Below are 24,586 nucleotides of genomic sequence, written 5' to 3'. Positions count from 1 at the left end.
ACGGCACCCGTCCAGCCCTGACACCGCGCCGCGCCCCGGGCCCCAGCCCCAGGGAATCCCCCATGCGTTTCGCCACCTACGAGCACGAGGGCCGCCGCCACTGCGGCGCGCTCGCCGAGGACCGCCTGCACCCGCTGCCCGCCGGCACCGACCTGCTCGACCTGATCCGCTCCGGCACCGAGGCCCTGCACGCCGCCGGGCGGGCCGCGCTGGCCGGGCCGCCCGGGCCCGCCGTCGGCGAGGTCCGGCTGCTGCCGCCGATCCAGCCGCCCACCGTCCGCGACTTCGTCGCCTTCGAGGAGCACGTCGAAGGCGTCCGCAAGAGCGTCAACGGCATCGCGGGCGTCCCCGAACAGTGGTACGCCGCACCGACGTTCTACTTCGGCAACCCCTACGCGGTGATCGGCGCCCACGACGGCGTGCCCGTGCCGCCCGGCTCGCAGGCCCTCGACTTCGAACTGGAGGTCGCCGCCGTCATCGGCCGCGAGGGCAGCGACCTGACGCCGGAGCGGGCCCGCGACCACATCGTCGGCTACACGATCTTCAACGACTGGTCGGCCCGCGACCTGCAGTCCGCCGAGATGCAGGTCGGCCTCGGCCCCTGCAAGGGCAAGGACACCGCCACCACCCTCGGCCCCTGGCTGGTCACCGCCGACGAACTCGAACCGCACCGGGACGAGGACGGCTTCCTGCGCCTCGCGCTGACCGCGAGCGTCAACGGCACGGTGGTGGGCAGCGACCTGCTCTCCAACATGGGCTGGACCTTCGAGGACCTGGTCGCCTACGCCTCGCGCGGCACCGCCGTCCGCCCCGGCGACGTGCTCGGCTCCGGCACCATGGGCAACGGCGGCTGCCTGGCCGAACTCTGGGGCCTGAACGGGGCGCAGCAGCCCGCGCCGCTGAAGGTCGGCGACACCGTCACCCTCACCGTCGAAGGCATCGGCACCGTCGCCAACACCGTCGTCCCCGGCGTCGAACCGCGGCCGGTCCCCGCCGCCCGCCCGCGCCCCCGGACCCGCCCGTGAGCGCCGCGACCCCGGACGGCCGGCCGGACGGACGGCTGGCCGGGAAGGTGGTCGTGGTCACCGGCGCCGCGCAGGGCCAGGGCGCGGCCGAGGTCCGCGCCCTGGCCGCGGCGGGCGCCGCCGTGGTCGCCACCGACGCCCGGCCCGCCGCCGGCTGCCGCCCGCTGGACGTCACCGACCCGGACGGCTGGGCCGCGCTCGCCGCCGAGCTGCGCGCCGAGCACGGCGCGGTACACGGCCTGGTCAACAACGCGGGCGTCACCTGGCGGGCCCGGCTCGGCGAGGTCACCGCCGCGGACTTCGCCCGGGTCCACGCCGTCAACGCGACCGGCCCGCTGCTCGGCATGCAGCACCTCGCCCCGCTGATGCCGCCCGGCTCCTCGATCGTCAACGTCGGCTCGGCGGCCGCGCTGACCGGGCACTACCCGGTCGCCTACACCGCCAGCAAGTGGGCGCTGCGCGGCCTGGCCAAGGCCGCCTGCGTGGAGCTCGGCCCGCGCGGCATCCGGGTGAACACCGTCCACCCCGGCTTCATCGAGACCGAGATGACCGCCACCGCCCCGGCCGCGTTCCGCGCGGCCAACCTGCGCGAGACCCCGCTGGGCCGCACCGGCACCGTCGACGAGGTCACCGGGCTGGTGGTCTTCCTGCTCTCCGACGACGCCTCCTTCATCACCGGCGCCGAGATCCCCGTCGACGGCGGCTACACCGCGCACGGCGGCGCCAAGTCGATCTCCGACGCGCTTCGCGCCTGAAATCCCTCCTGGTTCAAGGAAGTTGTGCATGGACAAGGTCAGTCCCAGCGCGGCCACGGCGGTCGCCGACATTCCCGACGGCGCGTCGCTGGCCGTCGGCGGCTTCGGCCTCAGCGGCATCCCCTCCACCCTGATCCGGGCCCTGCACGAGCAGGGCGCGAGCGGGCTGCGGGTGGTGTCGAACAACTGCGGCGTCGACGGCGCGGGCCTGGGCCTGCTGCTGTCCGCCGGCCGGATCGCCCGGGTCACCGGCTCCTACGTCGGCGAGAACAAGGAGTTCGCCCGGCAGTACCTGGGCGGCGAACTGGAGGTGGAACTCGTGCCGCAGGGCACCCTGGCCGAGCGGCTGCGGGCCGGCGGCTGCGGCATCCCCGCCTTCTACACCCCCGCGGGCGTGGGCACCCAGGTCGCCGACGGCGGCCTGCCCTGGCGCTACGCGGGCGACGGATCGGTCGCGCTGGCCTCCCCGCCCAAGGAGCAACGCGCCTTCGACGGGCGGGAGTTCGTCCTGGAGCGCGGCATCACCACCGACTACGCGCTGATCCGCGCGGCCCGCGGCGACCGGCACGGCAACCTGGTCTTCCACCGGGCCGCCCGCAACTTCAACCCGCTGGCCGCGATGGCCGGCCGGATCGCGATCGCCGAGGTGGAGGAACTCGTCGGGCCGGGGGAGCTGGACCCGGACGAGGTCCACCTGCCCGGCGTGTTCGTCCGGCGCGTCGTCGCGCTCACCCCCGCCCAGGCCGCCGACAAGGCGATCGAGAAGAGGACGGTGCGTCCCTGATGCCCTGGACCCGCCCGCAGATGGCGGCCCGCGCCGCCCGCGAACTCACCCCCGGCAGCTACGTCAACCTCGGCATCGGCCTGCCCACCCTGATCCCCGACCACCTGCCGCCCGGCGTCGACGTCGTCCTGCAGTCCGAGAACGGCATCCTGGGCACCGGCCCCTACCCCGCCGAGCCGGACGTCGACCCGGACCTGATCAACGCCGGCAAGGAGACCGTCACGGTGCTGCCGGGCGCGTCGTTCTTCGACTCCGCGCTCTCCTTCGGCATGATCCGCGGCGGCCACATCGACACCGCCGTGCTCGGCGCCATGCAGGTCTCCGCGCGCGGCGACCTGGCCAACTGGATGATCCCCGGCGCGATGGTCAAGGGCATGGGCGGCGCGATGGACCTGGTCCACGGCGCCCGCCGGGTCATCGCGCTGACCGAGCACACCGCCAAGGACGGCACCCCCAAGCTCGTCGACACCTGCACCCTGCCCCTCACCGGCCGGGCCTGCGTCCACCGGATCGTCACCGACCTCGCCGTCCTCGACGTCACCCCCGACGGCCTGGCCCTGGTCGAGACCGCCCCCGGCACCAGCGTGGAACAGGTGCTCGCCGCGACCGGCGCACCGGTCCTCGTCCGGGGCTGACGGGGCTGACAGGACTGACGGAACGGGACTGCCCCGGACGTTCGCCGAGCGGCGTCGTCCGGGGCAGCAGGTTCTCGGGTAGCGGGTTGTCGGGCGCGGTGGTGTCAGGCGGTCGCCGGTTCGGCGGACCGGTGGGGCGCGGGGACGCCGGGTTCGGCGGTGCTGACGCGGTGGGTGCCGGGGCCCAGCAGGCGGTGCGGGCGGTCGGGGAGTTCCAGGACGGCTTGGCAGCCCGGGGGGACGGTCAGTTCGGCGGTCAGGACCTCGCCGGTGAGCTGCCAGGAGATCGCGGCGGTGCCGTAGGGGGTCTCGTGGCGGGCTTTCGCCCAGGTGAGGCCGCCGCCGGGGCGGGGGGCGAAGCGGATGGTGCGGTAGCCGGGGGAGAACGCCTCCAGACCGGCGACGGTGCGGTGCAGCCAGTCGGCGACCGCGCCGAGCGCGTAGTGGTTGAAGGAGGTCATGCCGCCGGGGTTGAGGGTGCCGTCGGGGCGCAGGCTGTCCCAGCGCTCCCAGATCGTGGTGGCGCCCCGGGTGACGGGGTAGAGCCAGGACGGGCACTCGGTCTGCAGCAGCAGCCGGTAGGCGTCGTCCAGGTGTCCGGCGTCGGTGAGGGCGTCGCAGATCAGCGGGGTGCCGACGAAGCCGGTGGCGATCCTGTGGCCGCCCGCGCGGACGAGTTCGGCGAGCCGGTCGCCGGCCCGGCGGCGGGCGGCGGGTTCGCTGATGAGATTGAAGCGCAGGGCGACGGCGTAGGCGGTGGGGCTGTCGGAGGTCAGCAGCCCGTCCGGGGTTCCCCAGCGCTGCCGGAACGCGGCGGCGACCTGCTTGGCCAGCAGGCCGTAGCGGTGGGCGTCGGCGTGCTCGCCGATCACCCGGGCGGTGCGCGCCAGGTGCCGGGCGGAGTGCGCGAAGTAGGCGGTGGCGATCAGGTACGGGTCGGTGCGGCCCGCGCCCGGGTCCTCGGGCGGGGCGGCCGGGTCGAGCCAGTCGCCGAGCTGGAAGCCGGTGTCCCAGAGCCTGGTGGGGCCGGCGAGGCGGTCGACCAGGTCGACCCAGCGGCGGCCGGTGGTGTAGTGGCGGCGCAGCAGTTCGGGGTCGTCGAAGCGCCGGTGCAGCAGCCAGGGGGTGAGGGTGGCGGCGTCGCCCCAGACGGCGCCCGGCTGGATCGGCGTCCAGGCGGGCTCGCCGGGGATGACCGGCACGTACCAGGGGATCGTGCCGTCGGGCAGCTGCTCGACGCCCACGTCGGTGAGCCAGGAGTCGAGCATGCCCGCGCAGTCGTACAGGAAGGCCGCGGTGGGGGCGAAGACCTGCAGGTCGCCGGTCCAGCCGAGGCGTTCGTCGCGGGCGGGGCAGTCGGTGGGGATGTCGACGAAGTTGCCGCGCATGCTCCACACGACGTTCTCGTGCAGGCGGTTGACCAGCGGGTCGCTGCACTCGAACCAGCCGGTGCGGCGCAGGTCGGTGTGGTGGACGCGGGCGGTGACGTCGGCGGGGTCGAGGTCGCCGGGCCAGCCGGTGATCTCGGCGTAGCGGAAGCCGTGCAGGGTGAAGCGCGGTTCCCAGGTCTGCGGGCCGCCGGCCAGGATGAGGGTGTCGACGGAGCGGGCCTCGCGCAGCGGGCGGACGGCGAGTTCGCCGCCGTCCAGGACCTCGGCGTGCCGCAGGACGACCTCGGTGCCGGCCGGGCCGTCGACGGTGATCCGCAGCCGGCCGACCAGGTTCTGGCCGAAGTCGAGCAGCTGGCGGCCGTCGGGGCGGCGGGTCACCGAGACGGGGGCGACCTCGGTGGTGCAGCGCACCGGCGGCCCCTGCGGGGCGACCAGGGTGCGCGGGTCGCGGGCGTGGACGGCGACCGGCGTCCAGCCGTCGGCGGCGGCCCGCGGGGTGGACCACAGCGGGTCGTCGAGGCGGGAGTCGTGCGTCTCGCCCTCGTACAGGCCGCTGAACAGGATCGGGCTGGGGGCGGCCGTCCAGTCGGGGCCGGTGGCGACGGTGGTGCGGGTGCCGTCGGGGTGGGTGACCTCCAGTTGGGCGATCAGCGACTGGTCGGTGCCGTAGATGTTGCGGGTGCCGCCGTCGAAGCCGTACCTGCCGCGGTACCAGCCGTCGCCGAGCCAGGCGCCGATCGCGTTGTCGCCGGGCACCAGGTGCGCGGTGACGTCGTGGGTGCGGTAGCGCAGGCGCTCGGGGTAGACCGTCCAGCCGGGGGCGAGCGCCTCGTCGCCGACCCGGCGGCCGTTGATCTCGGCCTCGTACAGGCCGTGCGCGGTGACGTACAGGCGGGCGCGCTCGACGGGCTTGTCCAGGTGGAAGCCGGTGCGGACCCGGGCGGGGCGGCGTTCGGCGGCCGGGTCCTCGGGCCAGCCGGCGCCGACCGGGACGGCGGCCCAGTCGGCGGGGGAGAGCAGCCCGGCCTCGACGGCGGCGGGCGCGCTCCAGGCGGAGGGGCCTGCGCCGTCGGCCCAGACCCGGACCCGGACGGTGGCGCGCTCGCGGGAGGCGAGCGGTGCGGCGGGCCAGGGCACCAGGCGCTGGTCGGCGCCGGGCAGCGGGCCGGTGGTGGTGCGGCGGCCGCCGCGTTCGACCTCGATCTCGTAGGCGTCCTGGACGCGGGTGCCGGCGGGCAGGGTCCAGGACAGGCGGGGCGCGGCGGTGCCGGCGCCGAGGCCGTCCGGCAGGTGTTCGAACGTCACCGGGGCGGGCGGGAGGAGCATGGGGACCTTCCGTGGGTGGTGGTGCGGGGCGGCGGGGGCGGGGGCGTCAGCCCTTGACCGCGCCTCCGGTGAGGCCCTTCATGACCTTCTGGTTGAGGAAGAGGTAGATCGCCAGCGTGCCGAACACGTTGAGGCAGATCGCGGCGAACAGCGGGCCGTACTGGGTGGCGCCGAAGTCGCCGGTGAAGTTCAGCAGGCCGACCTGGACGGTGCGCAGGTCCTGGCTGTTGGTGAAGGTGAGGGCGACCAGCAGGTCGTTCCAGATGAAGAAGAACTGCACCAGGCCGACGGTGAGGATCGCGTTGCGCACCATGGGCAGGCTGATCGTCCAGAACATGCGCAGGATCCCGGCGCCGTCGATGGTGGCGGCCTCGAAGAGCTCGCGGGGCACGCTCTTGTAGTAGGTGGCCATCATGAAGACGGTCAGCGGCAGGCCGGTGCCGGTGTAGGTGAGGATCAGCGGCCACAGCGTGCCGGACAGGCCGGTGCGGAAGTAGACGGTGAACAGCGGCAGCAGGATCATCTGCGAGGGCACCATGACGCCGGCCAGGAAGACCAGCAGGGTCAGGCTCCGGCCCTTCCACACCATGATCTGCAGCGCGAAGCCGGCGGCCGCGCCCATCAGCAGGACCAGCGCCAGCGAGGGGACGACGGCCAGCAGGCTGTTGCGCAGGTACAGGCCGATGTGGCCGGTGGTCCACGCCTCGGCGTAGTTGCCCCACTGCCAGTGGGTGGGCAGGCTCCAGGTGGAGTGGTTCAGGTAGTCGTCGTTGGACTTCACCGAGGTGAGGAACATCCACAGCAGCGGGTAGACCTCGACCACCACGAGCAGGGCGATCAGGACCTTGGCCCACAGGCCGCGCAGCGGGCGGCGGCGCGGGGCGGCCTTGCGGACGGCGTGGGCGGGTGCGGTGCGCAGCGGCGTGTCGACGGACATGGCGGCTCAGCCCTTCGTGAGATCGCGCCGCGAGACGCGGAAGACGACCAGGGTCACCAGCAGGCACAGCACCGTCAGCAGGACCGCGATGGTGCTGCCGTAGCCGTACTCGCCGTAGGTGAAGGACGTCTGGAACATGGAGAGGGTCAGGGGGGTGGTACCGCTGCCGGGGCCGCCGTTGGTCAGCGCGACGATCGAGTCGAACACCTTGAGGGTGCCGTTGATGCTGAAGATCGCCGAGGACATCAGGACCGGGAAGGACAGCGGCAGCACGATGTGGCGGATCAGCCGCAGGCCGGAGGCGCCGTCCAGGCGGGCCGATTCGAGGACCTCGTCGGGGATGTCCACCAGGCCGGCGAACAGCAGCACCGCGTAGAAGCCCATCGAGCGCCAGACGTCCATCAGGATCAGCACCCAGAACGAGCTGCCCGCGCTGCCGAACCAGTCCACGGAGTGCAGGCTGACCAGCTCCAGCAGGGAGTTGACCGGGCCGGTCTGCGGGGCGACCTGGAAGAGCTTCTGGAACAGCAGGCCGACCGCGACGGTCGGCAGCACCACGGGGAAGAACACCAGGGTGCGCACCAGCGCGGACGCCTTCTTCAGGTAGAAGGTGTAGAGCAGGGCCAGCGCGTAGCCGGCCGCGACCTGGCCGACGGTGACGACGGCCGCGTACTTGACGGTGAACCAGAGGGCGTCGTGGACGGCCGGGTCGTCGGCGAGGCGCTGGAAGTTGGCGAATCCGGCCCAGCTGAACCCCGTGATGCTGTTGCCCTTGGTGAAGGAGTACCCCAGCGACCAGCCGATGGGGACGAGCATGACGAGGGTGTACACCAGCAGGGCGGGGCCCAACAGGATCGCGACTGCCCTGCGGTCACCGAGTACGCGGTGCATTGGACGTGTCCTTCGTTGTCGTGGAGGAAGCGGTTCCGGCCCGGGGCCGGGCGGATCGCGGGGGCGGGGCGTGCGCACGCCCCGCCCCCGCGACCGGATCGGGTGCCCTACTGGGCCAGGGCGTCCTGGACCAGCTGCATGAACTTCTCCGGGCTGATCGCGCCGGTCACCAGGGGAGCGGCGTTCTGCTGGCTGACGGTGGTGGCCTTGGTGCTGAACAGCGCCTCGAACCACAGCACGCTCTCCTTGGAGGTGCCGATGGTGTCGCGGATCTGGCCGGTGACGGCGTTGGCGTTCTCCACCGGGGTGTTCACCTTGAAGCCGGAGATGGTGCCCTGGTCCTTGAGCGCGACGCTGCCGTAGTTCTGGGCGATGCACTTCACCCAGTCGCCGGTCTTCGCGTCGAAGCTCTTGGCGTTCATCGCGACCGGCAGGCCCACGTTGGAGGGGTACTGGTCGACGGCGCCCTTGCCGCCGGCCACCGCCGGGAACGGCATGAAGCCGACGTTCTCCGCGCCGACGGTGTCCTGCTTCGGGTCGGCGATGTTGGCCAGCGCCCAGCTGCCCATGTAGAGCATCGCGGCCTTGCCGCCGAGGAACTGGTTCATCGCGGTGTCGTAGTCGATCGAGCCGACGCCCTGGCCGAAGTAGCCCTTCTTGCCGAGCTCGGCGACCTGCTGGGCGGCCTTGACGTACTCGGGGTCGGTCAGCTTCGCGGTGCCGTTGGCGACGGCGTTCATCGCGCCCGGGCCCAGGCTGCGGTAGAGGTAGCCGCTGACCAGGCGGGTGAGCGGCCAGCCCTGCTGGCCGGAGGCGGCGAAGGGCTGCACGCCCGCGCCCTGCAGCTTGGCGGCGGCGGCGACCAGCTCGTCCCACGTCCCGGGGACGGCGATGCCGTTGGCCTCGAAGACCTTCTTGTTGTAGAAGATGCCCTCGATGTTGTACTCGTACGGCAGCACCGCCAGGTTGTTCTGGTACAGCGCCTTGATGGTGGAGACCGCGGCGGGCTGCAGCTGGTCGAAGACGCCGAGCTTGGTGAGCTCGTCCTCCAGGTTGGCGACGTTGCCCGCGCCGAAGAGCTGGGTGGTCAGCGCCGGGGCGTTGCCGGCCGCGAACTGGACCGGCAGGGCGTTCTGGCCCGCCAGCAGCTGCAGCTTCTGGTCCAGGCCGGACTGCGGGACGGTGTCGACCTTCAGCGGCAGCGCCTTGTTCTGGTCGGTGCAGGAGGTCGTCGACAGCGTGGTCAGCGTCTTCTTGATGGTGGTGTTCTCGGTGACCGACAGGTAGTCGAAGTTCTTCGGGGAGGCGCTCGCGCCCGTCCCGCCGCCGCCGCACGCGGAGGCGAGCAGCACCACGGCTGCGGCGGCGGCCGTGCAGCCGACGAGGCGGGTTCTGCCGGTGCGGGTGGGGTTGATGGTCACGGCTGTGCTCCTGGCGTCATTGAGCGGAGGCAGAGGTGGGGGGAACGCTGAACCGGGGAACGCGGGGCACTCCCGGAAGACGGGGCCCGACTTTGTAGAACGTTCTCCACGATGGGGTCCACAGTGCCCCCGAGGGCGAGCCATCGTCAAGACACGGGGACGTAACGAGCCGGTCACCGGGGAGGTGCGGCTGGTCTCGACCGGGAACGATCGTGTAGAACGTTGCGCAACGGTGACTTTCGCGACCGTGACTTCTGAGATCGTGACTCTTGAGAAAGTGGGCCATGGAGCCGACGAAACGCCCCAAGCGCGTCACCATCACCGACGTCGCCGCCCGCGCCGGCGTCTCGACCGCGGCCGTCTCCAAGGTGCTCCGCAACGCCTACGGCGTCAGCCCCGCCATGCAGGAGCGGGTGCGCGCCGCGATGGCCGAACTGGACTACCGCCCGCACGCCGCCGCGCGCGGGATGCGGGGGCGGACCTACACGATAGGAGTGCTGCTCGACAGCCTCCGCAACACCTTCTTCGCCGACATCCTCGACGGCGTCCAGCAGCAACTGCGCGGCAGCGACTACACGGTGCTGATCGGCGCGGCGGGCTTCGGCGCGGCCGAACAGGCGCGCACCGTCCAGTCGATGGTGGACCGCCAGATGGACGGCCTGATCCTGATCGCCCCCGGCACCAGCCGCGCCGAGGTGCTCGCCACCGCCGAGACCCTGCCCACCGTGGTGATCGGCCACCACGACACCGCCGCCGTGCACGACTCGGTCGTCGACGCCGACGACCAGGGCGCGGCGCTGGTCGTCGACCACCTCGCCGCCCTCGGCCACCGCCGGATCGCCCTGCTCGCCGCCCCCGGCCTCAAGGGCAGCCAGTGGAAGCTCACCCCCGAAGCGGTGCTCGCCAAGGGCTACACCGCCGCGATGAAGCGCCACGGCCTCGCCCCGCAAGCCCTCGCCGCCGCCTACTCCGAGGAGGGCGGCTACGAGGCGGGCAAGCGGCTGCTGGGCGCCGCCGACCGGCCCACCGCCATCATGGCCGGCGCGGACGTCGCCGCCCTCGGCGTCTACCGGGCCGCCGCCGAACTGGGCCTGGACATCCCCGGCGACCTCTCGCTGGTCGGCTACAACGACACCGCGATCGCCGCCCTCGCCCCGGTCCAGCTCACCAGCGTCGACCAGGCCGGCACCACCATGGGCGCCACCGCCGCCCGGATGCTCCTCGAACGGGTCGAGGGCCGCCGCACCCGGGCCATGCAGACCGCCATGACCCCCCGGCTCGTCGTGCGCTCCAGCACCGCCGCGCCGCGCACCGGCTGACCCGCGCCTCCCGAAGCCCGCCGTTGAATGGATTCAACGGCGGGCCCTCAGGCGGTCCGCGGCGCCGACAGGGTGGAGCTCCGCACCACCAGCTCCGGCTCGAAGACCACCTGCCGGTGCCGGTGCGCCCCGCCGCCGGTCTCCTCGGCCAGCAGCTCCACCGCCGTGCGGCCCATCGCCTCGGCGGGCTGGCGCACCGAGGTCAGCGGCACCGCGGCCGCGGCGGCGAACTCGATGTCGTCGTACCCGACGATCGCCAGGTCCTCGGGCACCCGCAGGCCCGCCGCGAACGCGGCCTGCAGCACGCCCAGCGCCAGCAGGTCGTTCGCGCAGAAGACGGCCGTCGGCCGCGGCAGCATCCCCAGCAGCCGGGCGCCCGCGTCCCGCCCGGCCGCCACGTCCAGGCCCGCCACCTCCAGGTCCACCAGCTCCGCGCCGGAGCCCTCCAGCGCGGCCAGCGCGCCCGAGCGCCGGTCGGCGACCTGCTGCAGGCGGTGGCGCCCGCCCGCGAACGCGATCCGCCGGTGCCCGCCCGCCAGCAGGTGTGCGGCCGCCAGCGAGCCGCCCTGGACGTCGTCCACCGACACCGAGCACGCCTCGATCCCCGGAGCGAGCCGGTCGACCAGGACGAACGGCACATCGTGGCGCCGCAGCACCGCGGCCCCCGAGCCCTCCGCGTCCGCAGGGGTCAGCAGCACCCCGCGCACCCGCTGCTCAGCGAACAGCGCCAGGTAGTCCGCCTCGTCGGCCGGCCGCTGCGCGCTGTTGCAGACCATCACGCCCAGCCCCTGGGCCCGCGCCGCCCGCTCCGCGCCCCGGGCCACCGAGACGAAGAACGGGTTGCCCAGGTCCAGCACCAGCAGGCCGATGATCCGGCTGCTCCCCGAGCGCAGCTGGCGCGCCGACTCGCTGCGCACGTAGCCGAGCCGGTCGATCGCGGCCTGGACCCGGGCCCGGGTCTCCTCGCCGACCACCTCCGGCCGGTTGATCACGTTGGAGACCGTGCCCACCGACACCCCGGCCGCCCGGGCCACGTCCTTGATCCCTGCCGCGCCGCCCATGCCCGTACCCGTCTCCGTTCCGGATTGAAAAGTTTCACCGAGGTGATCGCTGGACGGTCGCCAGATTACGGCAGCGGCTTGACGGTTCCGCGTCGTTCGACCTACGGTCTGGTTGAAACGATTCAAACCGAATGATCCAAGAGGTGCTCCGGTGACCGACCGATCTGCCGTGCAGGACGCCCTCCGGGCCCAGCGCATCGAGACGCCCTCCTGGGGCTACGGGAACTCGGGCACCCGCTTCAAGGTCTTCGCCCAGCCCGGCGTGCCGCGCGACCCGTACGAGAAGCTCGCCGACGCCGCCCAGGTGCACGCCGCCACCGGCGCCGCCCCGAAGGTCTCGCTGCACATCCCCTGGGACGCTGTCGAGGACTACGCCGCCCTCGCCGCCCACGCCCGCGGCCTCGGCCTGGAGATCGGCGCGATCAACGCCAACGTCTTCCAGGACGACGACTACAAGCTCGGCTCCGTCACCAACCCGGACCCGCGGGTGCGCCGCAAGGCGGTCGACCACCTGCTGGAGTGCGTCGACATCATGGACGCCACCGGCTCGACGGACCTCAAGCTGTGGTTCTCCGACGGCACCAACTACCCCGGCCAGGACGACACTTCGGCCCGCCAGGACCGCCTGGCCGACGCCCTCGCCGAGGTGTACCAGCGGCTCGGCGACGACCAGCGGATCCTGCTGGAGTACAAGCTGTTCGAGCCCGCCTTCTACACCATGGACGTCCCGGACTGGGGCACTGCGTACGCGCACTGCCTGCGGCTGGGCCCGAAGGCCACCGTCGTGGTCGACACCGGCCACCACGCGCCGGGCACCAACATCGAGTTCATCGTCGCGTTCCTGCTGCGCGAGGGGAAGCTCGGCGGCTTCGACTTCAACTCCCGCTTCTACGCGGACGACGACCTGATGGCCGGCGCGGCCGACCCGTTCCAGCTGTTCCGGATCATGCACGAGGTGGTCAAGAACGGCGGCCTCGCACCGGAGACCGGCGTGGCGTTCATGCTCGACCAGTGCCACAACATCGAGGCGAAGATCCCCGCGGTCATCCGCTCGGTGATGAACGTCCAGGAGGCCACCGCCAAGGCCCTGCTGGTGGACACCGGCGCCCTGACGGCCGCCCAGGACGCGGGCGACGTGCTCGCCGCCAACGAGGTGCTGATGGACGCGTACAACACCGACGTCCGCCCGCTGCTGGCCGAGGTCCGCGCCGGGGCCGGACTCGACCCCAACCCGCTGGCCGCCTACCGCGCCACCGGCTGGGCCGAGCAGACCGCCGCCGAGCGCGTCGGCGGCCACCAGGCCGGCTGGGGCGCCTGACCCACCGGCAGCGCGGGCCGGTCCGCACCGGCGCGACCACGGACCGGCCCGCCCACCCCGTCAGCGCCACCGCCCCTCCGTCCAGACCTAAGGAAACCCCTCCCGCCATGGCCCTGCACCCCGAAGCCGCCGCCCTGCTCGCCCGCTCCCACCGGCTCGGCGCCGACCCGCGCAACACCAACTACGCCGGCGGCAACACCTCCGCCAAGGGCACCGACACCGACCCCGCCACCGGCCGCGACGTCGAACTGCTCTGGGTCAAGGGCTCCGGCGGCGACCTGGGCACGCTGACCGCCGGCGGCCTGGCGGCGCTGCGGCTGGACCGGCTGCGCTCCCTCGTCGACGTCTACCCGGGCGTGGAGCGCGAGGACGAGATGGTCGCCGCGTTCGACTACTGCCTGCACGGGCGCGGCGGCGCCGCCCCGTCCATCGACACCGCCATGCACGGCCTCATCGACGCCGCGCACGTCGACCACCTGCACCCCGACTCCGGCATCGCGCTGGCCACCGCCGCCGACGGCGAGCAGCTCACCGCCGAGTGCTTCGGCGAGAGCGTGGTGTGGGTGCCCTGGCGCCGCCCCGGCTTCCAGCTCGGCCTGGACATCGCCGCCGTCAAGGCCGCCAACCCGCAGGCGATCGGCTGCGTCCTCGGCGGCCACGGCATCACCGCCTGGGGCGAGAGCAGCGAGCAGTGCGAGGCCAACGCGCTGCACATCATCCGCACCGCCGAAGCCTTCCTCGCCGAGCGCGGCAAGCCGGAGCCGTTCGGTCCGGTCCTCGACGGCTACCAGGCCCTGCCGCAGGCGCAGCGCCGCGAGCGGGCCGCCGCCCTCGCCCCGCTGATCCGCGGCCTGGCCTCCACCGACCACCCGCAGGTCGGCCACTTCACCGACACCGCCGAGGTGCTGGACTTCCTGGCCCGCGCCGAGCACCCGCGGCTGGCCGCGCTCGGCACCTCCTGCCCCGACCACTTCCTGCGCACCAAGGTCGCCCCGCTGGTCCTCGACCTGCCCGCCACCGCCACCCCGGAGGAAGCGGCCGCGCGTCTCAGGGAACTCCACGCCGACTACCGTGCCGACTACCAGGCCTACTACGACCGGCACGCCACCGCCGACTCCCCGGCGATCCGCGGCGCCGACCCGGCGATCGTCCTCGTCCCCGGCGTGGGCATGTTCTCCTTCGGCCGGGACAAGCAGACCGCCCGGGTCGCCGGTGAGTTCTACCTCAACGCGATCAACGTGATGCGCGGCGCCGAGGCTGTCTCCACCTACGCCCCCATCGAGGAGGCGGAGAAGTTCCGGATCGAGTACTGGGCGCTGGAGGAGGCCAAGCTGCGGCGGATGCCGAAGCCCAAGCCGCTGGCCACCCGCATCGCGCTGGTCACCGGCGCGGGCTCCGGCATCGGCCGGGCGATCGCCGAGCGGCTGGTCGCCGAGGGCGCCTGCGTGGTGATCGCCGACCTGAACGCCGAGAACGCGGCGGCCGTCGCGCAGGAGTTGGGCGGACCGGACAGGGCGGTGGCGGTGACGGTCGACGTCACGGACGAAGCGCAGATCGCCGAGGCGTTCCGGGCCGCGGCGCTCGCCTTCGGCGGTGTCGACCTGGTCGTCAACAACGCGGGCATCTCGATCTCCAAGCCGCTGCTGGAGACCACCGCCCGGGACTGGGACCTGCAGCACGACATCATGGCCCGCGGCTCCTTCCTGGTCTCCCGCGAGGCCGCCCGCACCATGATCGAGCAGGGCCTGGGCGGCGACCTCGTCTACATCGCCTCCAAGAACGCCGTCTTCGCCGGGCCGAACAACATCGCCTACTCCGCGACCAAGGCCGACCAGGCCCACCAGGTCCGGCTGCTGGCCGCCGAGCTGGGCGAGCACGGCATCCGCGTCAACGGCGTCAACCCGGACGGCGTGGTGCGCGGCTCCGGGATCTTCGCCGGCGGCTGGGGCGCGCAGCGCGCCGCCACCTACGGCATCGCGGAGGAGAAGCTCGGCGAGTTCTACGCCCAGCGCACCCTCCTCAAGCGCGAGGTGCTGCCCGAGCACGTCGCGAACGCGGTCCTCGCCCTCACCGGCGGCGACCTGACCCACACCACCGGTCTGCACGTCCCGGTCGACGCGGGCGTCGCCGCGGCCTTCCTGCGCTGACCCGCGTCCCCAGCCGCGGTGCGGGCCGCGTACTCCTCTTCGCGGCCCGCACCGCACCCCGCCATCGCTGTCCCGCCCCCACCACCGCACCACCGAGGACACACCGCCGTGAAGCCCCACGCCCCCCACGCCCCGACCGCCTTCGCCGCGGCGGACCTCGGCGCCACCAGCGGACGGGTCGTCGTCGGCCGCGTCGGCCGCGACAGCCTGGAACTCACCGAGACCCACCGCTTCGACAACACCCCCGCCCAGCTCCCCGACGGCCTGCACTGGAACGCCCTCGGCCTGTACCAGGGCGTCCTGGACGGGCTGCGCGAAGCCGCCGCCCGCTGGGACGTCGCCTCCGTCGGCATCGACAGCTGGGCCGTCGACTACGGACTCCTCGACGCCGACGGCGCCCTGATCGGCAACCCCTTCCACTACCGCGACCCGCGCGGCGCCGCCGCCGTCGAAGAGGTCTGGCGGCGCGTCCCGGCCCGCGACCTGTACCGGATCACCGGCCTCCAGCACCTGCCGTTCAACACGCTCTTCCAGCTCGCCGCGGAGCAGAACCTCGACCGGGCCCGCACCCTGCTGCTGATCCCCGACCTGCTCACCCACTGGCTCACCGGCACCGTCGGCACCGAGGCCACCAACGCCTCCACCACCGGCCTGTACGACGCCCGCACCGGCAACTGGTCCACCCCGATCCTCGCCGCCCTCGGCCTCGACCCGGCCGTCCTGGCCCCACTGCGCCGCCCCGGCGACCACGCCGGCACCGTCCTGCCGCACGTCGCCGCCGCCACCGGACTGCGTCCCGGCACCCCCCTCGTCGCCGTCGCCTCCCACGACACCGCCTCCGCCGTCGCCGCCGTTCCCGCCACCACCGCCGACTTCGCCTACATCTCCTGCGGCACCTGGTCGCTGGTCGGACTGGAACTCGACCAGCCGGTGCTCACCGACGCCTCCCGCGCCGCCAACTTCACCAACGAACTCGGCATCGACCACACCGTCCGCTACCTGCGCAACGTGATGGGCCTGTGGCTGCTCAGCGAGAGCCAGCGCACCTGGCGCACCCAAGGCCGCAGCCACCAGCTGCCCGAGCTGCTCGAACGCGCCGCCGCCGCCCGCCCCTTCGCCGCCCTCGTCAACCCCGACGCCCCCGAGTTCCTCGCCCCCGGCGACCTGCCCGCCCGCCTGGCCGAGTACTGCGCCCGCACCGGCCAGCACCTGCCGCCCGACGACCAGGGCGCCGTCGTCCGCTGCATCCTGGAGAGCCTCGCCCTCGCCCACCGCCACACCCTGCGCCGGGCCGCCGAACTGACCGGCCGGCCCGTCCGCACCGTCCACCTGGTCGGCGGCGGCAGCCGCAACGAACTGCTCTGCCAGCTCACCGCCGACGCCACCGGCCTGCCCGTGATCGCCGGCCCCACCGAGGCCACCGCCATCGGCAACATCCTCGTCCAGGCCCGCGCCCACGGCCTGGTCGCCGACCGGCGCGCCATGCGCCGCCTGGTCGCCCGCACCCAGCACCTCAAGCGCTACGAGCCCAGCGGCGACACGCGCGCCTGGGACTCCGCCGCCGCCCGCGTCGGCCTGAGCTGAACCGGCCGGCCCGGCACCGCCGGGCGCGCGGCGCGCCGGGACCCGCGGAAGCCGAACCAGCCGATCAGCAGGCCCGCGGCCGACACGGCGGCCAGCCCGGCGTACAGCAGGGCCGGGTCGAACCGCAGCAGCGCCGGGGTGACCAGGGCGAACGCGGCGGCGAGGTAGCGGGCGACGGCGATCACCGCGCCCTGCGCGGTGGCCCGGAGCAGGGTGGGGAAGGACTCCTGCGCCCAGGTCTTCATGATCCCCTCGAAGGCGAACGCCCCGCCGACCGCGTTGACCGCCGTGGAGAGCGCGAGCGTGGCCAGCGAGAAGCCGAACAGCGCCGGGACGAGGTACCCGCCCACCAGGCAGAGGCCGCCGAACGCGAAGTAGCCCATCCGGCGCGGCGTCCCGGCGATCCGCATGAACCACAGGCCGGCCGCGACGGCGACGGGCAGCGCCAGCAGCGACAGCCGCGAACCGACCTCGACCGGGAGGCCGGCGACGTCGACCGCCACGTACGCGCCGAACTGGCCGCCGGTGTTCGCGGCCAGGTTGGTCAGGGCGTAGAAGCCCAGCAGCGCGGCGAACGGGCGCAGGTGGCGCCCCGACAGCAGGAGCCGGGCCGGGGCCCGTTCGCGCCGGGCGGCCAGCCAGGCCGGGGACTCCGGCAGGGCGAGCCGGGCCAGGAGCAGCAGCAGCGCGACCGCGCCGACGTGCCCGTAGAGGAGCTGCCCGCCGGTCCGGCCCCAACCGCCGACCACGGCGGCGACGGTGCCGGCGGCCGCGGCGCCCACCCCCCACAGGACGTTGGAGAAGCCGATCAGCGCGGCCCGGTTCCGGTCGGTCGCGGACTCGGAGACCATCGCGAGCGCCACGGGCAGGTCGGCCCCGGAACCCAGCCCGAGCACCAGGACGCCGAGCAGCAGCGGGGCGAAACCGGTGGACAGGACCAGCAGCGCGCACCCGGCGACCACCATCGCCATGGTGGCCGTGAACACCGCCCGGCGTCCGAACCGGTCGCCCAGCCGCCCGCCCAGCAGGGCGCCGGTGGCGATCGCGGCGGTCAGCGCGCCGGACAGGACGCCGACGCGTCCGCCGGACAGCTGCAGCGGGCCCTGGTAGAGCACCAGCGCGATGCCGGTGGAGACGATCGCCGCGGCGTCCACGTACGAGGCCATGCCCGCGACCACGCCCGTGCGCCAGGCGTGCGGGGGGTGAGCGGGAGCGCGGTGGTTCATGGGGGCTCCTGGAGGTTCACGCCGGTCGGTCGGGCGCGTGGCGACCGGGGTCGAGCGGCGTCGACGGCACCGGAGCCCGGAGGGTTCCGCCTCCATGGTGCGGGAACGGCCCCCGGTCCCCGGGCGTCCGGCGGTGTGAGGTGCGCCGCTCCGCCCCGGCGGTCAGCCGGCGTCGTCGACGCAGGCGATCTTCCGCAGCAGCTCGATCGCGACGGGCCGCTCGCCGTCCTGGAGGGAGGCCAGCAGCAGGTGGTTGACGTGTTCGGCGGGCGGGATGAGTTGCTGCAGCAGCCGCTCGCCGTCGGCGGTGAGCTCCAGCAGGGTGCGGCGGCGGTCGGCGTCGTCGCGGACCTGGCTGACGTAGCCCTGGTCGGTCAGGCGGCGGACGATGTTGTTGACGGTGGAGCGGTCCAGCGAGGTCGCGGACGCCACCGTGCGCTGGTCGTCGCCGGGCATCCGGGCGAGCGCGTTGAGGACGGCGAACTGCTGGGAGGTGACCTCGCGCGAGACGTGCGCGGCCCAGAGCGAGGTGTGGACCTGTTCCGCGCGGCGGATCAGGTGCCCGACGTAGTGGTCCAGTTCCAGTGAGCGTGTCAAGGTGCTGCCGTTTCCTTCGCCGAGGGGTGCCGCGGGCGCGCGTGGGTGCGACCGGTCGTCGAGTCTACGAGCGCGCGGCACCGCCCCGGCGCGGTGCGGGGCCCGGATCAGTCGGCGGTGCGCGCCCGGCGGCCGGGCCGCTCGGCGTACGGGGTGGCGCGGGTGCCGTCGACGCCGACCTCCAGGCGGCCGATCCGCTCGATGTCGACGGTGATCCGGTCGCCGTGCCGGATCGGGCCGACGCCGGCCGGGGTGCCGGTGGCGATCACGTCGCCGGGGTGCAGGGTCATCACCGAGCTGGTGTAGGCGACCAGCTCGGCGACGCCGAAGATCAGGTCCGCGGTGCTGGTGCGCTGCCGCTCCTCGCCCGCCACCGCGCAGCGCAGCTCCAGCGCGTCCGGGTCGGGGACCTCGTCGGCGGTGGTGATCCACGGGCCGAGCGGGGTGAAGGTGTCGAAGGACTTGCGGGTGGAGCGGTCCTCGGTGGAGCGGACGGTGATGTCCAGCAGGCAGCTGTAGCCGAACACGTACGAGAGGGCGTCGGCCGCGGGCACGTGGCGGGCGGTGCGGCCGATGACGACGGCGAGTTCGCCCTCCTGGTCGGTGCGCAGGTCGCGGTAGGGCAGCAGGACGTCCTGGCCCGGGCCGATCACGGAGGAGTTGGCCTTGAGGAAGACGCCGAGCTCGGCGATGGAGGTCGGGTACGCCATCTCGGCCTTGTGGTCGAGGTAGTTGACCGGCGCGCCGACGATCTTCCCGGGGCGGGGGAGCGGCGCTTCGAGCTTCGCGTCCGCCAGCGGGACGCGCGGCAGGCCGGACAGGTCGGACAGATCGGCGGGCAGGGCGCCGCCGCGCTCGATGTGGCGCTGCAGGGGCCCGGCCGGGCCGTACGGGCCGGGGCCGGCGAGGAGTTCGGTGACGTCGACCAGGTGGTCGCCGTTGACCAGGCCGAGCCGGTCCTGGTCGAAGAGTGCGAGACGCATGGGGAGTCCTTGGAGGGGGAGGGGTCAGGCGCCGGGGTCGCCCGGCTCGGTGCGGTACAGGCCCAGCGAGCGCATCACCGGCTCGTCGCTGTAGGAGAACAGCACCGCGTCCTGGGAGGCGGAGGCGTTGACGTGCCGGTAGGTGGCCCAGCCGGGGATCGCGAAGGTGTCGTGCTCGGACCACTCCAGGCGGACGCCGTCGACGATGGTGGCGCCCTCGCCGCGGACCACGTTGACGATGGTCGAGGCGGTGTGGCGGCGGCCGGCGCCGTCGAAGCCGGGGCGCAGGCGGTGGATCCGGCAGCCGATGGTGGGCATGACGGGGCCGCCGGTGAACGGGTCGGTGTACTCCAGCGCGATGCCGTCCACCTCGCTGCCGGTGGCGTCGTCGGCGATGGCGTCGAGCGCGCGCGCCGTCTCCGCCCAGGGGTAGCGCGTCACCGGCGAGTTCGGCCCGGCGGGTTCGATCCAGGCGGGGGTGAGCCGGCCGTGCAGGAAGAGCCGGCTGCCGAGGTCGGCGGTGCGGGTGAGCGGCTGGAGCCGCTGGTGGTACTGCTCGTAGAAACCGGCTTCGAGGGCGTTGACCATCGGGTAGTCGAGGGCGTCGAGCCAGATCATCGGCGCGTCGCCCTGGTGGGTGTGGTCGTGCCAGTGCCAGCCGGGGGTGAGCAGCAGGTCGCCGGGCGCCATCCGCACCGGCTCGCCGTTGACGGTGGTGTGGGCGCCCTCGCCCTCCAGGACGAAGCGGAAGGCGTTGGAGGTGTGCCGGTGGGCCTGGGCGGTCTCGCCGGGCAGGATGATCTGCAGGCCCGCGTACAGCGTGTTCACCGTCGCCGGGGGGTCGGTGAGGCCGGGGTTGACCAGCATCAGCACGCGCCGCTCGGCCTCGTGCAGGGACAGCGTCTCGGAGAAGTGCAGCAGGTGCGGGCGCAGGTCCCGCCAGCTCCACCGGTAGGGCACGGCCCGGCTGCGGGGCTGGGCGGGGAAGAGGTTGCCGTAGAAGCGCCACAGCGGCGCCGCGCCGAGGCCGTCCAGGGCCGCGTAGGCGTCGTCGGTCATGCCGGGGCTCCGATCGAAGCGGTGGCGGCGGGTGCGGCGACGGTGTCGGGGGCGGGCGTCCACACCCAGGCGAGGTCGTCGAAGTCCGCGGGGGAGCGGTGGGCCAGGGCGAGGTTGCGCATCGTGGCGCCCATACCCTCCAGGTGGCAGAGCTCGCCGAACAGGTGCGCGCCGGTCTGGATCCGCCCGGCCCGCTCGGTGCGCCGCGCGGCGTAAGCGGTGAACGCGTCGGCCGCGTCGGGCAGTTCGCGCAGCGCCCGGCCGAGCGCGGTGGCGTCCTCCAGCGCCTGGCAGGCACCCTGGGCGAGGTACTGCAGCATCGGGTGCGCCGCGTCGCCGAGCAGGGCGATCCGGCCGTAGGCCCACCGCTGCAGCGGCGGGCGGTCGTACAGCGGCCAGCGGCGGTCGCGGGCGACCAGCGGCAGCGCGTCGCGGACGGCGTCGCAGGCGGTGGCGAAGCGCCGCTCCAGCTCGGCCTCGGTGCCCCAGTCGTCCGAGTCGGGGGTGTAGCTGTCGCTGCGGAACACGGCGACCTGGTTGTACAGCTCGCCGCGCCGCACCGGGTACTGGACCAGGTGCATGGCGGGCCCGGCCCAGACCATGACGGCTTCGTCGGCCGCCGCCCGCGACATCCGGCCGGTCATCCGCCCGGTGGGGATCGCGCCGCGGTAGGCGACGTAGCGCGAGCAGACCGGGTCGCCCTCGCCGGTCAGCGCGCGGCGCAGCCGGGAGTGCAGGCCGTCGGCGGCGACCACCGCGTCGGCGGGCAGCACCTCGTCCTGCTCCGCGAAGGACAGCCGGACGTGGTCGCCGTCCTGCTCGGCGCGGGTGACGGTGAGGCCGGTGCGCAGGGTGATCAGCGGTTCGGCCCGGCAGGCGGCGAGCAGGGCCGCGTGCAGGTCGGTGCGGTGGGTGACCAGGTACGGGTGGGCGAAGCGGTCGGTGTAGGCGCTGCCGCGCAGGTCGAGCGAGGTCACCTCGGTGCCGGAGACGGCGTCCATCATGACCAGCCGGGGCGGCAGGACGGCGTTACGCCGCACGTCGGCCAGGACGCCGAGCTCGTCCAGGGCGAGCGAGGCGTTGGGCGCCAGTTGCAGGCCGGCGCCGATCTCGCCGAACTGCGCGGCGCGCTCGACCAGCGTGACGGCGCGGCCCGCGCGGGCGGCGGCGAGCGCCGCGGCGAGGCCGCCGATCCCGCCGCCGACGACGGCGAGCGGACGCGGGGATGACGAGGGCACGTGGCCTCCTCGGGATATGATCAGTACATCAATCATTGATGGGCAGACGATATGCGGCGAGGCCGACGCCGTCAACGGCTGCGGCAGCAGAACGTTCTACGGCTTTTCACTCCGCTCAACTGGTTGACCGCCGGAGTCGGCGCGTCTAGATTTCCGCCAGTTGTAGAACGATGCACACTCGAAGTCCCCGCCCGGGGCGGTCCGGCCCACCGCCGCGCCCCGCGCGCCACCCCACCGCCGGTGCGCGTGTCCCCACCTGCCGCGCCCCGGCCAGCTGCCACCTTCCCCCTCGGAGAGCCGCATGAGACGCCGCGCGTTCCTCACCACCGCCGTCCTGTCCGCCCTGGCCACCACCGTCCCCCCGCTGGCCGCCGCGCCCGCCGCCCGCGCCGCCACGGCCGGCGCCACCCCGCAGACCCGGGCCGACCAGCTCCTCGCCACGATGACGCCCGCCCAGAAGGAAGCACTGATCCGGTGCGACTTCGGCGCGCTCGCCGGCCTGGGCATCCCGGCCCTGTCCATCGCCGACGCCTCGGCGGGCCTGCGCGGCGAGAGCGGCGTGACGGCCTTCCCCGTCCCGATCGCCCAGGCCGCCACCTTCGACGCCGACCGCACCGCCGCGCTCGGCGCCGCCATCGGCGCGGAAGGCCGCGCCAAGGGCTACAACAACCTGCTCGCCCCCACCGTCGACCTCGCCCGGCACTGGCACTCCGGCCGCCAGGCCGAAGGCATGGGCGAGGACCCGTACCTCACCGGCACCCTCGCGGCGACCTTCACCGCCTCGATGCAGCAGCAGGGCGTCGTCGCCACCGTCAAGCACTTCGCCGCCTACACCCAGGAGGACAACCGGAGCGCGGTCGACGTCACCGTCTCCGACCGCGCCCTCCACGAGGTCTACCAGGCCCCGTTCCGCCGCATCATCGCCACCACCCCGCTGACCTCCGTGATGATGGCCTACCCCAAGGTCAACGGCACCTTCGCCGTCCAGAGCCGGGCCCTGTTCGACGACCTGAAGAACACCATCGGCCTGCAGGGCCACACCGTCCCCGACTTCTGGGCCGGCGACGACCAGGTCGCCGCCGTCCGCGCCGGGATGGACCTGGTCGGTCTCGGCCCCGGCGGCGTCCAGGCCCCGGCCGGCAGCATCACCTCCGGCGTCGGCTCCGCCCGGCTCGACGACGCCGCCCGCCGCGTCCTGGCCACCATGATCGGCGCCGGACTGTTCGACAACCCGCTCCCGGCCCCCGCCGCGAACGTCAGCACCCGGGCCCACCAGGACCTCGCCCACGACCTCGCCGTCCACGGCACCGTCCTGCTGCGGAACGAGAACGCCGTGCTGCCCCTGGCCCGGCCCGCCCGCATCGCCGTCATCGGCCCGGCCGGCACCGACGCCATCACCGGCGTCTCCGGCTCCAGCTACGTCGACCCCGGCAACTGGACCACCCCGCTGCAGGCCATCCGGGACCGGGCCGGCAGCGCCACCACCGTCACCTTCGCCCAGGGCAGCACCGGCGACGTCCCGCTCCCCGCCGTCCCCGCCACCGCCCTGGGCCCCGGACTGACCGTCAGCTACTACGCCGGCCCGCAGCCCACCGGCACCCCCGTCGCCACCCGGACCGTCTCCACCATCGACTTCGCCCAGGCCCCGCTCAGCGGCCTGCCCCCGATCTGGTCCGCCCGCTGGACCGGCACGCTCACCCCCACCAGCACCGGCCTGCACCGCTTCTCGCTGCTGCCCTCCGGCACCGCGAGCCTCACCCTCGGCGGGACCACCGTCGTCTCCGGCACCCGCCACATGGCCCGCTTCTTCCTCGGCCCCTTCGACTACCCCCTGCAGGGCACCGCCACCCTCACCGCCGGCACCCCCGTCGCCGTCGAGGTCACCTACACCAACGCCACTGCCCAGTACGGCACTTGCGGCCTCACCCTCGGCTGGCAGCCCGACTCCCTGATCCCCGCCGCGGTCGCCGCCGCCCGCACCGCCGACACCGCCGTCGTCCTCGCCAACCGCACGGCCGGCGAGGACATGGACCACACCTCGCTCGACCTCCCCGGCGACCAGAACCAGCTGATCGCCGCCGTCGCCGCCGCCAACCCCCGCACCGTCGTCGTCCTCAACACCGACGGCCCGGTCGCGATGCCCTGGCTCAACTCCGTGGCCGGCGTCGTCCAGACCTGGTACGGCGGCCGCGCCACCGGCACCGCGCTCGCCGCCGTCCTGTTCGGCGACAGCGACCCCGCCGGGCGGCTGCCCGTCACCTTCCCCGCCAACGAGGCCCAGGGCGCCGGCGCCACCCCCGCGACCTACCCCGGCGACGGCACCACCGTCGCCTACGGCGAGGACGTCGCCGTCGGCTACCGCTCCTACGACCGCCACGGCCAGAACCCGCTCTTCCCCTTCGGCCACGGCCTGTCCTACACCACCTTCGCCATCGGCGACCTCACCCTCGCCTGGGACGCCGCCGCCAGCACCCTCACCGCCACCGCCAAGGTCACCAACTCCGGCACCCGCACCGGCTGGAGCGTCGTCCAGCTCTACGCCGCCCTGCCCGCCGCCGCCGACGCCGAACCGCGCCGCCTGGTCGGCTTCCGCAAGGTCCAGCTCGCCAAGGGCGCCGGCACCCGGGTCACCTTCACCGTCACCGCCCAGGACCTCTCCACCTGGCAGTCCGGCGCCTGGCGCCTCACCCCGGGCCTGTACACCCTCTCCGCCGGCCAGTCCTCCCGCGACCTGCCCGTCCAGCGCACCGTCACCCTCGGCTGACCGCGCCCCTCCGCCGGGCGCCGACCACCCGCGCGGGGTGCCGGCGCCCGGCGGCGTCACCGGAGGAGGCGCGCACGACCAGGCCGGTGCGACCGGGAGGTGGTGGCCGGTGCGGCGGCCGGACG

Annotated in this window: 19 protein-coding genes; 9 read left to right on the top strand and 10 right to left on the bottom strand. The window is 74.0% G+C overall.

The features are described 5' to 3' along the window. Positions 1-62: 62 nt before the first annotated feature. Genes ABD345_RS03830 through ABD345_RS03815 form a run of 4 tightly spaced genes read left to right on the top strand, consistent with a single transcriptional unit; the run spans position 63 to position 3,199 of the window. Positions 63-1,025 (top strand): fumarylacetoacetate hydrolase family protein, encoded by a 963-nt coding sequence (locus ABD345_RS03830; RefSeq protein WP_344550254.1) that lies wholly within the window; start codon positions 63-65, stop codon positions 1,023-1,025. Beyond that, entirely contained in the window at positions 1,022-1,780 is a 759-nt protein-coding gene (locus tag ABD345_RS03825) for an SDR family NAD(P)-dependent oxidoreductase (RefSeq protein WP_344550253.1), read from the top strand. Before ABD345_RS03830 ends, ABD345_RS03825 begins: the two co-directional genes overlap by 4 nt. A 28-nt stretch (positions 1,781-1,808) precedes the next feature. Further along, positions 1,809-2,564: a CoA transferase subunit A gene (locus ABD345_RS03820; protein WP_344550252.1), complete on the top strand. Its 756-nt coding sequence runs from the start codon at positions 1,809-1,811 to the stop codon at positions 2,562-2,564. Then, positions 2,564-3,199, top strand: a complete 636-nt coding sequence (locus tag ABD345_RS03815) for a CoA transferase subunit B (protein WP_344550251.1) — start codon at positions 2,564-2,566, stop codon at positions 3,197-3,199. The genes ABD345_RS03820 and ABD345_RS03815 overlap by 1 nt, the downstream gene beginning before the upstream one ends. Positions 3,200-3,303: 104 nt before the next feature. Here the strand turns inward: ABD345_RS03815 and ABD345_RS03810 are convergent, their stop codons facing one another. The 4 genes from ABD345_RS03810 to ABD345_RS03795 all read right to left on the bottom strand — a co-directional run bounded on the left by ABD345_RS03810 (position 3,304) and on the right by ABD345_RS03795 (position 9,165). Then, entirely contained in the window at positions 3,304-5,916 is a 2,613-nt protein-coding gene (locus ABD345_RS03810; protein ID WP_344550250.1) for a family 78 glycoside hydrolase catalytic domain, read from the bottom strand. Positions 5,917-5,962: 46 nt separating this feature from the next. Continuing rightward, on the bottom strand, positions 5,963-6,853 hold the full coding sequence (locus ABD345_RS03805) for a carbohydrate ABC transporter permease (RefSeq protein ID WP_344550249.1): 891 nt from the start codon (positions 6,851-6,853) through the stop codon (positions 5,963-5,965). Positions 6,854-6,859: 6 nt separating this feature from the next. Continuing rightward, positions 6,860-7,744: a carbohydrate ABC transporter permease gene (locus tag ABD345_RS03800; RefSeq protein ID WP_344550248.1), complete on the bottom strand. Its 885-nt coding sequence runs from the start codon at positions 7,742-7,744 to the stop codon at positions 6,860-6,862. Positions 7,745-7,851: 107 nt separating this feature from the next. Further along, the gene (locus ABD345_RS03795; protein WP_344550247.1) at positions 7,852-9,165 is read right to left on the bottom strand and encodes an ABC transporter substrate-binding protein; all 1,314 of its coding nucleotides are present in this window, start codon (positions 9,163-9,165) and stop codon (positions 7,852-7,854) included. Between the two features lie 284 nt (positions 9,166-9,449). Between ABD345_RS03795 and ABD345_RS03790 the strand changes: the two genes are divergently transcribed. Next, on the top strand, positions 9,450-10,484 hold the full coding sequence (locus tag ABD345_RS03790) for a LacI family DNA-binding transcriptional regulator (protein ID WP_344550246.1): 1,035 nt from the start codon (positions 9,450-9,452) through the stop codon (positions 10,482-10,484). A 47-nt stretch (positions 10,485-10,531) separates the two neighbouring features. Here the strand turns inward: ABD345_RS03790 and ABD345_RS03785 are convergent, their stop codons facing one another. Beyond that, positions 10,532-11,545 carry a LacI family DNA-binding transcriptional regulator gene (locus ABD345_RS03785; RefSeq protein WP_344550245.1) on the bottom strand — a complete coding sequence of 338 codons (1,014 nt, stop codon included), beginning with the start codon at positions 11,543-11,545 and terminating at the stop codon, positions 10,532-10,534. Positions 11,546-11,696: 151 nt separating this feature from the next. Here ABD345_RS03785 and rhaI point away from each other — a divergent pair, with 151 nt between their 5' ends. The 3 genes from rhaI to ABD345_RS03770 all read left to right on the top strand — a co-directional run bounded on the left by rhaI (position 11,697) and on the right by ABD345_RS03770 (position 16,594). Then, a complete protein-coding gene (gene rhaI / locus ABD345_RS03780) occupies positions 11,697-12,863 on the top strand; it encodes an L-rhamnose isomerase (protein ID WP_344550244.1) in 1,167 nt (388 codons plus the stop codon). Between the two features lie 107 nt (positions 12,864-12,970). Further along, on the top strand, positions 12,971-15,010 hold the full coding sequence (locus ABD345_RS03775) for a bifunctional aldolase/short-chain dehydrogenase (protein ID WP_344550243.1): 2,040 nt from the start codon (positions 12,971-12,973) through the stop codon (positions 15,008-15,010). Between the two features lie 108 nt (positions 15,011-15,118). Beyond that, on the top strand, positions 15,119-16,594 hold the full coding sequence (locus ABD345_RS03770; protein ID WP_344550242.1) for a rhamnulokinase: 1,476 nt from the start codon (positions 15,119-15,121) through the stop codon (positions 16,592-16,594). On the opposite strand, the gene ABD345_RS03765 is transcribed toward ABD345_RS03770, so the two are convergent. The 5 genes from ABD345_RS03765 to ABD345_RS03745 all read right to left on the bottom strand — a co-directional run bounded on the left by ABD345_RS03765 (position 16,531) and on the right by ABD345_RS03745 (position 21,697). Next, the gene (locus ABD345_RS03765) at positions 16,531-17,820 is read right to left on the bottom strand and encodes an MFS transporter (RefSeq protein WP_344550241.1); all 1,290 of its coding nucleotides are present in this window, start codon (positions 17,818-17,820) and stop codon (positions 16,531-16,533) included. The genes ABD345_RS03770 and ABD345_RS03765 overlap by 64 nt on opposite strands. Positions 17,821-17,982: 162 nt before the next feature. Then, a complete protein-coding gene (locus ABD345_RS03760; protein ID WP_344550240.1) occupies positions 17,983-18,417 on the bottom strand; it encodes a MarR family winged helix-turn-helix transcriptional regulator in 435 nt (144 codons plus the stop codon). 107 nt (positions 18,418-18,524) lie between these two features. Then, positions 18,525-19,400, bottom strand: a complete 876-nt coding sequence (locus tag ABD345_RS03755; protein WP_344550239.1) for a fumarylacetoacetate hydrolase family protein — start codon at positions 19,398-19,400, stop codon at positions 18,525-18,527. Between the two features lie 24 nt (positions 19,401-19,424). Further along, entirely contained in the window at positions 19,425-20,459 is a 1,035-nt protein-coding gene (locus ABD345_RS03750) for a cupin domain-containing protein (RefSeq protein ID WP_344550238.1), read from the bottom strand. Beyond that, positions 20,456-21,697 (bottom strand): FAD-dependent monooxygenase, encoded by a 1,242-nt coding sequence (locus ABD345_RS03745; protein ID WP_344550237.1) that lies wholly within the window; start codon positions 21,695-21,697, stop codon positions 20,456-20,458. Before ABD345_RS03745 ends, ABD345_RS03750 begins: the two co-directional genes overlap by 4 nt. Before the next feature lie 301 nt (positions 21,698-21,998). Between ABD345_RS03745 and ABD345_RS03740 the strand changes: the two genes are divergently transcribed. After that, complete coding sequence (locus ABD345_RS03740) at positions 21,999-24,461, top strand: beta-glucosidase H (protein WP_344550236.1); 2,463 nt, start codon at positions 21,999-22,001, stop codon at positions 24,459-24,461. The last annotated feature ends 125 nt before the right edge of the window (positions 24,462-24,586 follow it).

The sequence above is a fragment of the Kitasatospora saccharophila genome (assembly GCF_039529925.1).
Classification (GTDB): Bacteria; Actinomycetota; Actinomycetes; order Streptomycetales; family Streptomycetaceae; genus Kitasatospora; species Kitasatospora saccharophila.
Note: the sequence above shows the minus strand (reverse complement) of the source record. Positions and strands in the feature narration are given on the sequence as shown.

Bases quoted from the DNA above. Each gene is read 5' to 3' on its own strand.
- ABD345_RS03830 (WP_344550254.1), top strand. From the start codon at position 63: ATGCGTTTCGCCACCTACGAGCACGAGGGCCGCCGCCACTGCGGCGCG.
- ABD345_RS03820 (WP_344550252.1), top strand. From the start codon at position 1,809: ATGGACAAGGTCAGTCCCAGCGCGGCCACGGCGGTCGCCGACATTCCC.
- ABD345_RS03815 (WP_344550251.1), top strand. From the start codon at position 2,564: ATGCCCTGGACCCGCCCGCAGATGGCGGCCCGCGCCGCCCGCGAACTC.
- ABD345_RS03810 (WP_344550250.1), bottom strand. From the start codon at position 5,916: ATGCTCCTCCCGCCCGCCCCGGTGACGTTCGAACACCTGCCGGACGGC.
- ABD345_RS03805 (WP_344550249.1), bottom strand. From the start codon at position 6,853: ATGTCCGTCGACACGCCGCTGCGCACCGCACCCGCCCACGCCGTCCGC.
- ABD345_RS03800 (WP_344550248.1), bottom strand. From the start codon at position 7,744: ATGCACCGCGTACTCGGTGACCGCAGGGCAGTCGCGATCCTGTTGGGC.
- ABD345_RS03790 (WP_344550246.1), top strand. From the start codon at position 9,450: ATGGAGCCGACGAAACGCCCCAAGCGCGTCACCATCACCGACGTCGCC.
- ABD345_RS03785 (WP_344550245.1), bottom strand. From the start codon at position 11,545: ATGGGCGGCGCGGCAGGGATCAAGGACGTGGCCCGGGCGGCCGGGGTG.
- ABD345_RS03775 (WP_344550243.1), top strand. From the start codon at position 12,971: ATGGCCCTGCACCCCGAAGCCGCCGCCCTGCTCGCCCGCTCCCACCGG.
- ABD345_RS03765 (WP_344550241.1), bottom strand. From the start codon at position 17,820: ATGAACCACCGCGCTCCCGCTCACCCCCCGCACGCCTGGCGCACGGGC.
- ABD345_RS03755 (WP_344550239.1), bottom strand. From the start codon at position 19,400: ATGCGTCTCGCACTCTTCGACCAGGACCGGCTCGGCCTGGTCAACGGC.
- ABD345_RS03750 (WP_344550238.1), bottom strand. From the start codon at position 20,459: ATGACCGACGACGCCTACGCGGCCCTGGACGGCCTCGGCGCGGCGCCG.
- ABD345_RS03740 (WP_344550236.1), top strand. From the start codon at position 21,999: ATGAGACGCCGCGCGTTCCTCACCACCGCCGTCCTGTCCGCCCTGGCC.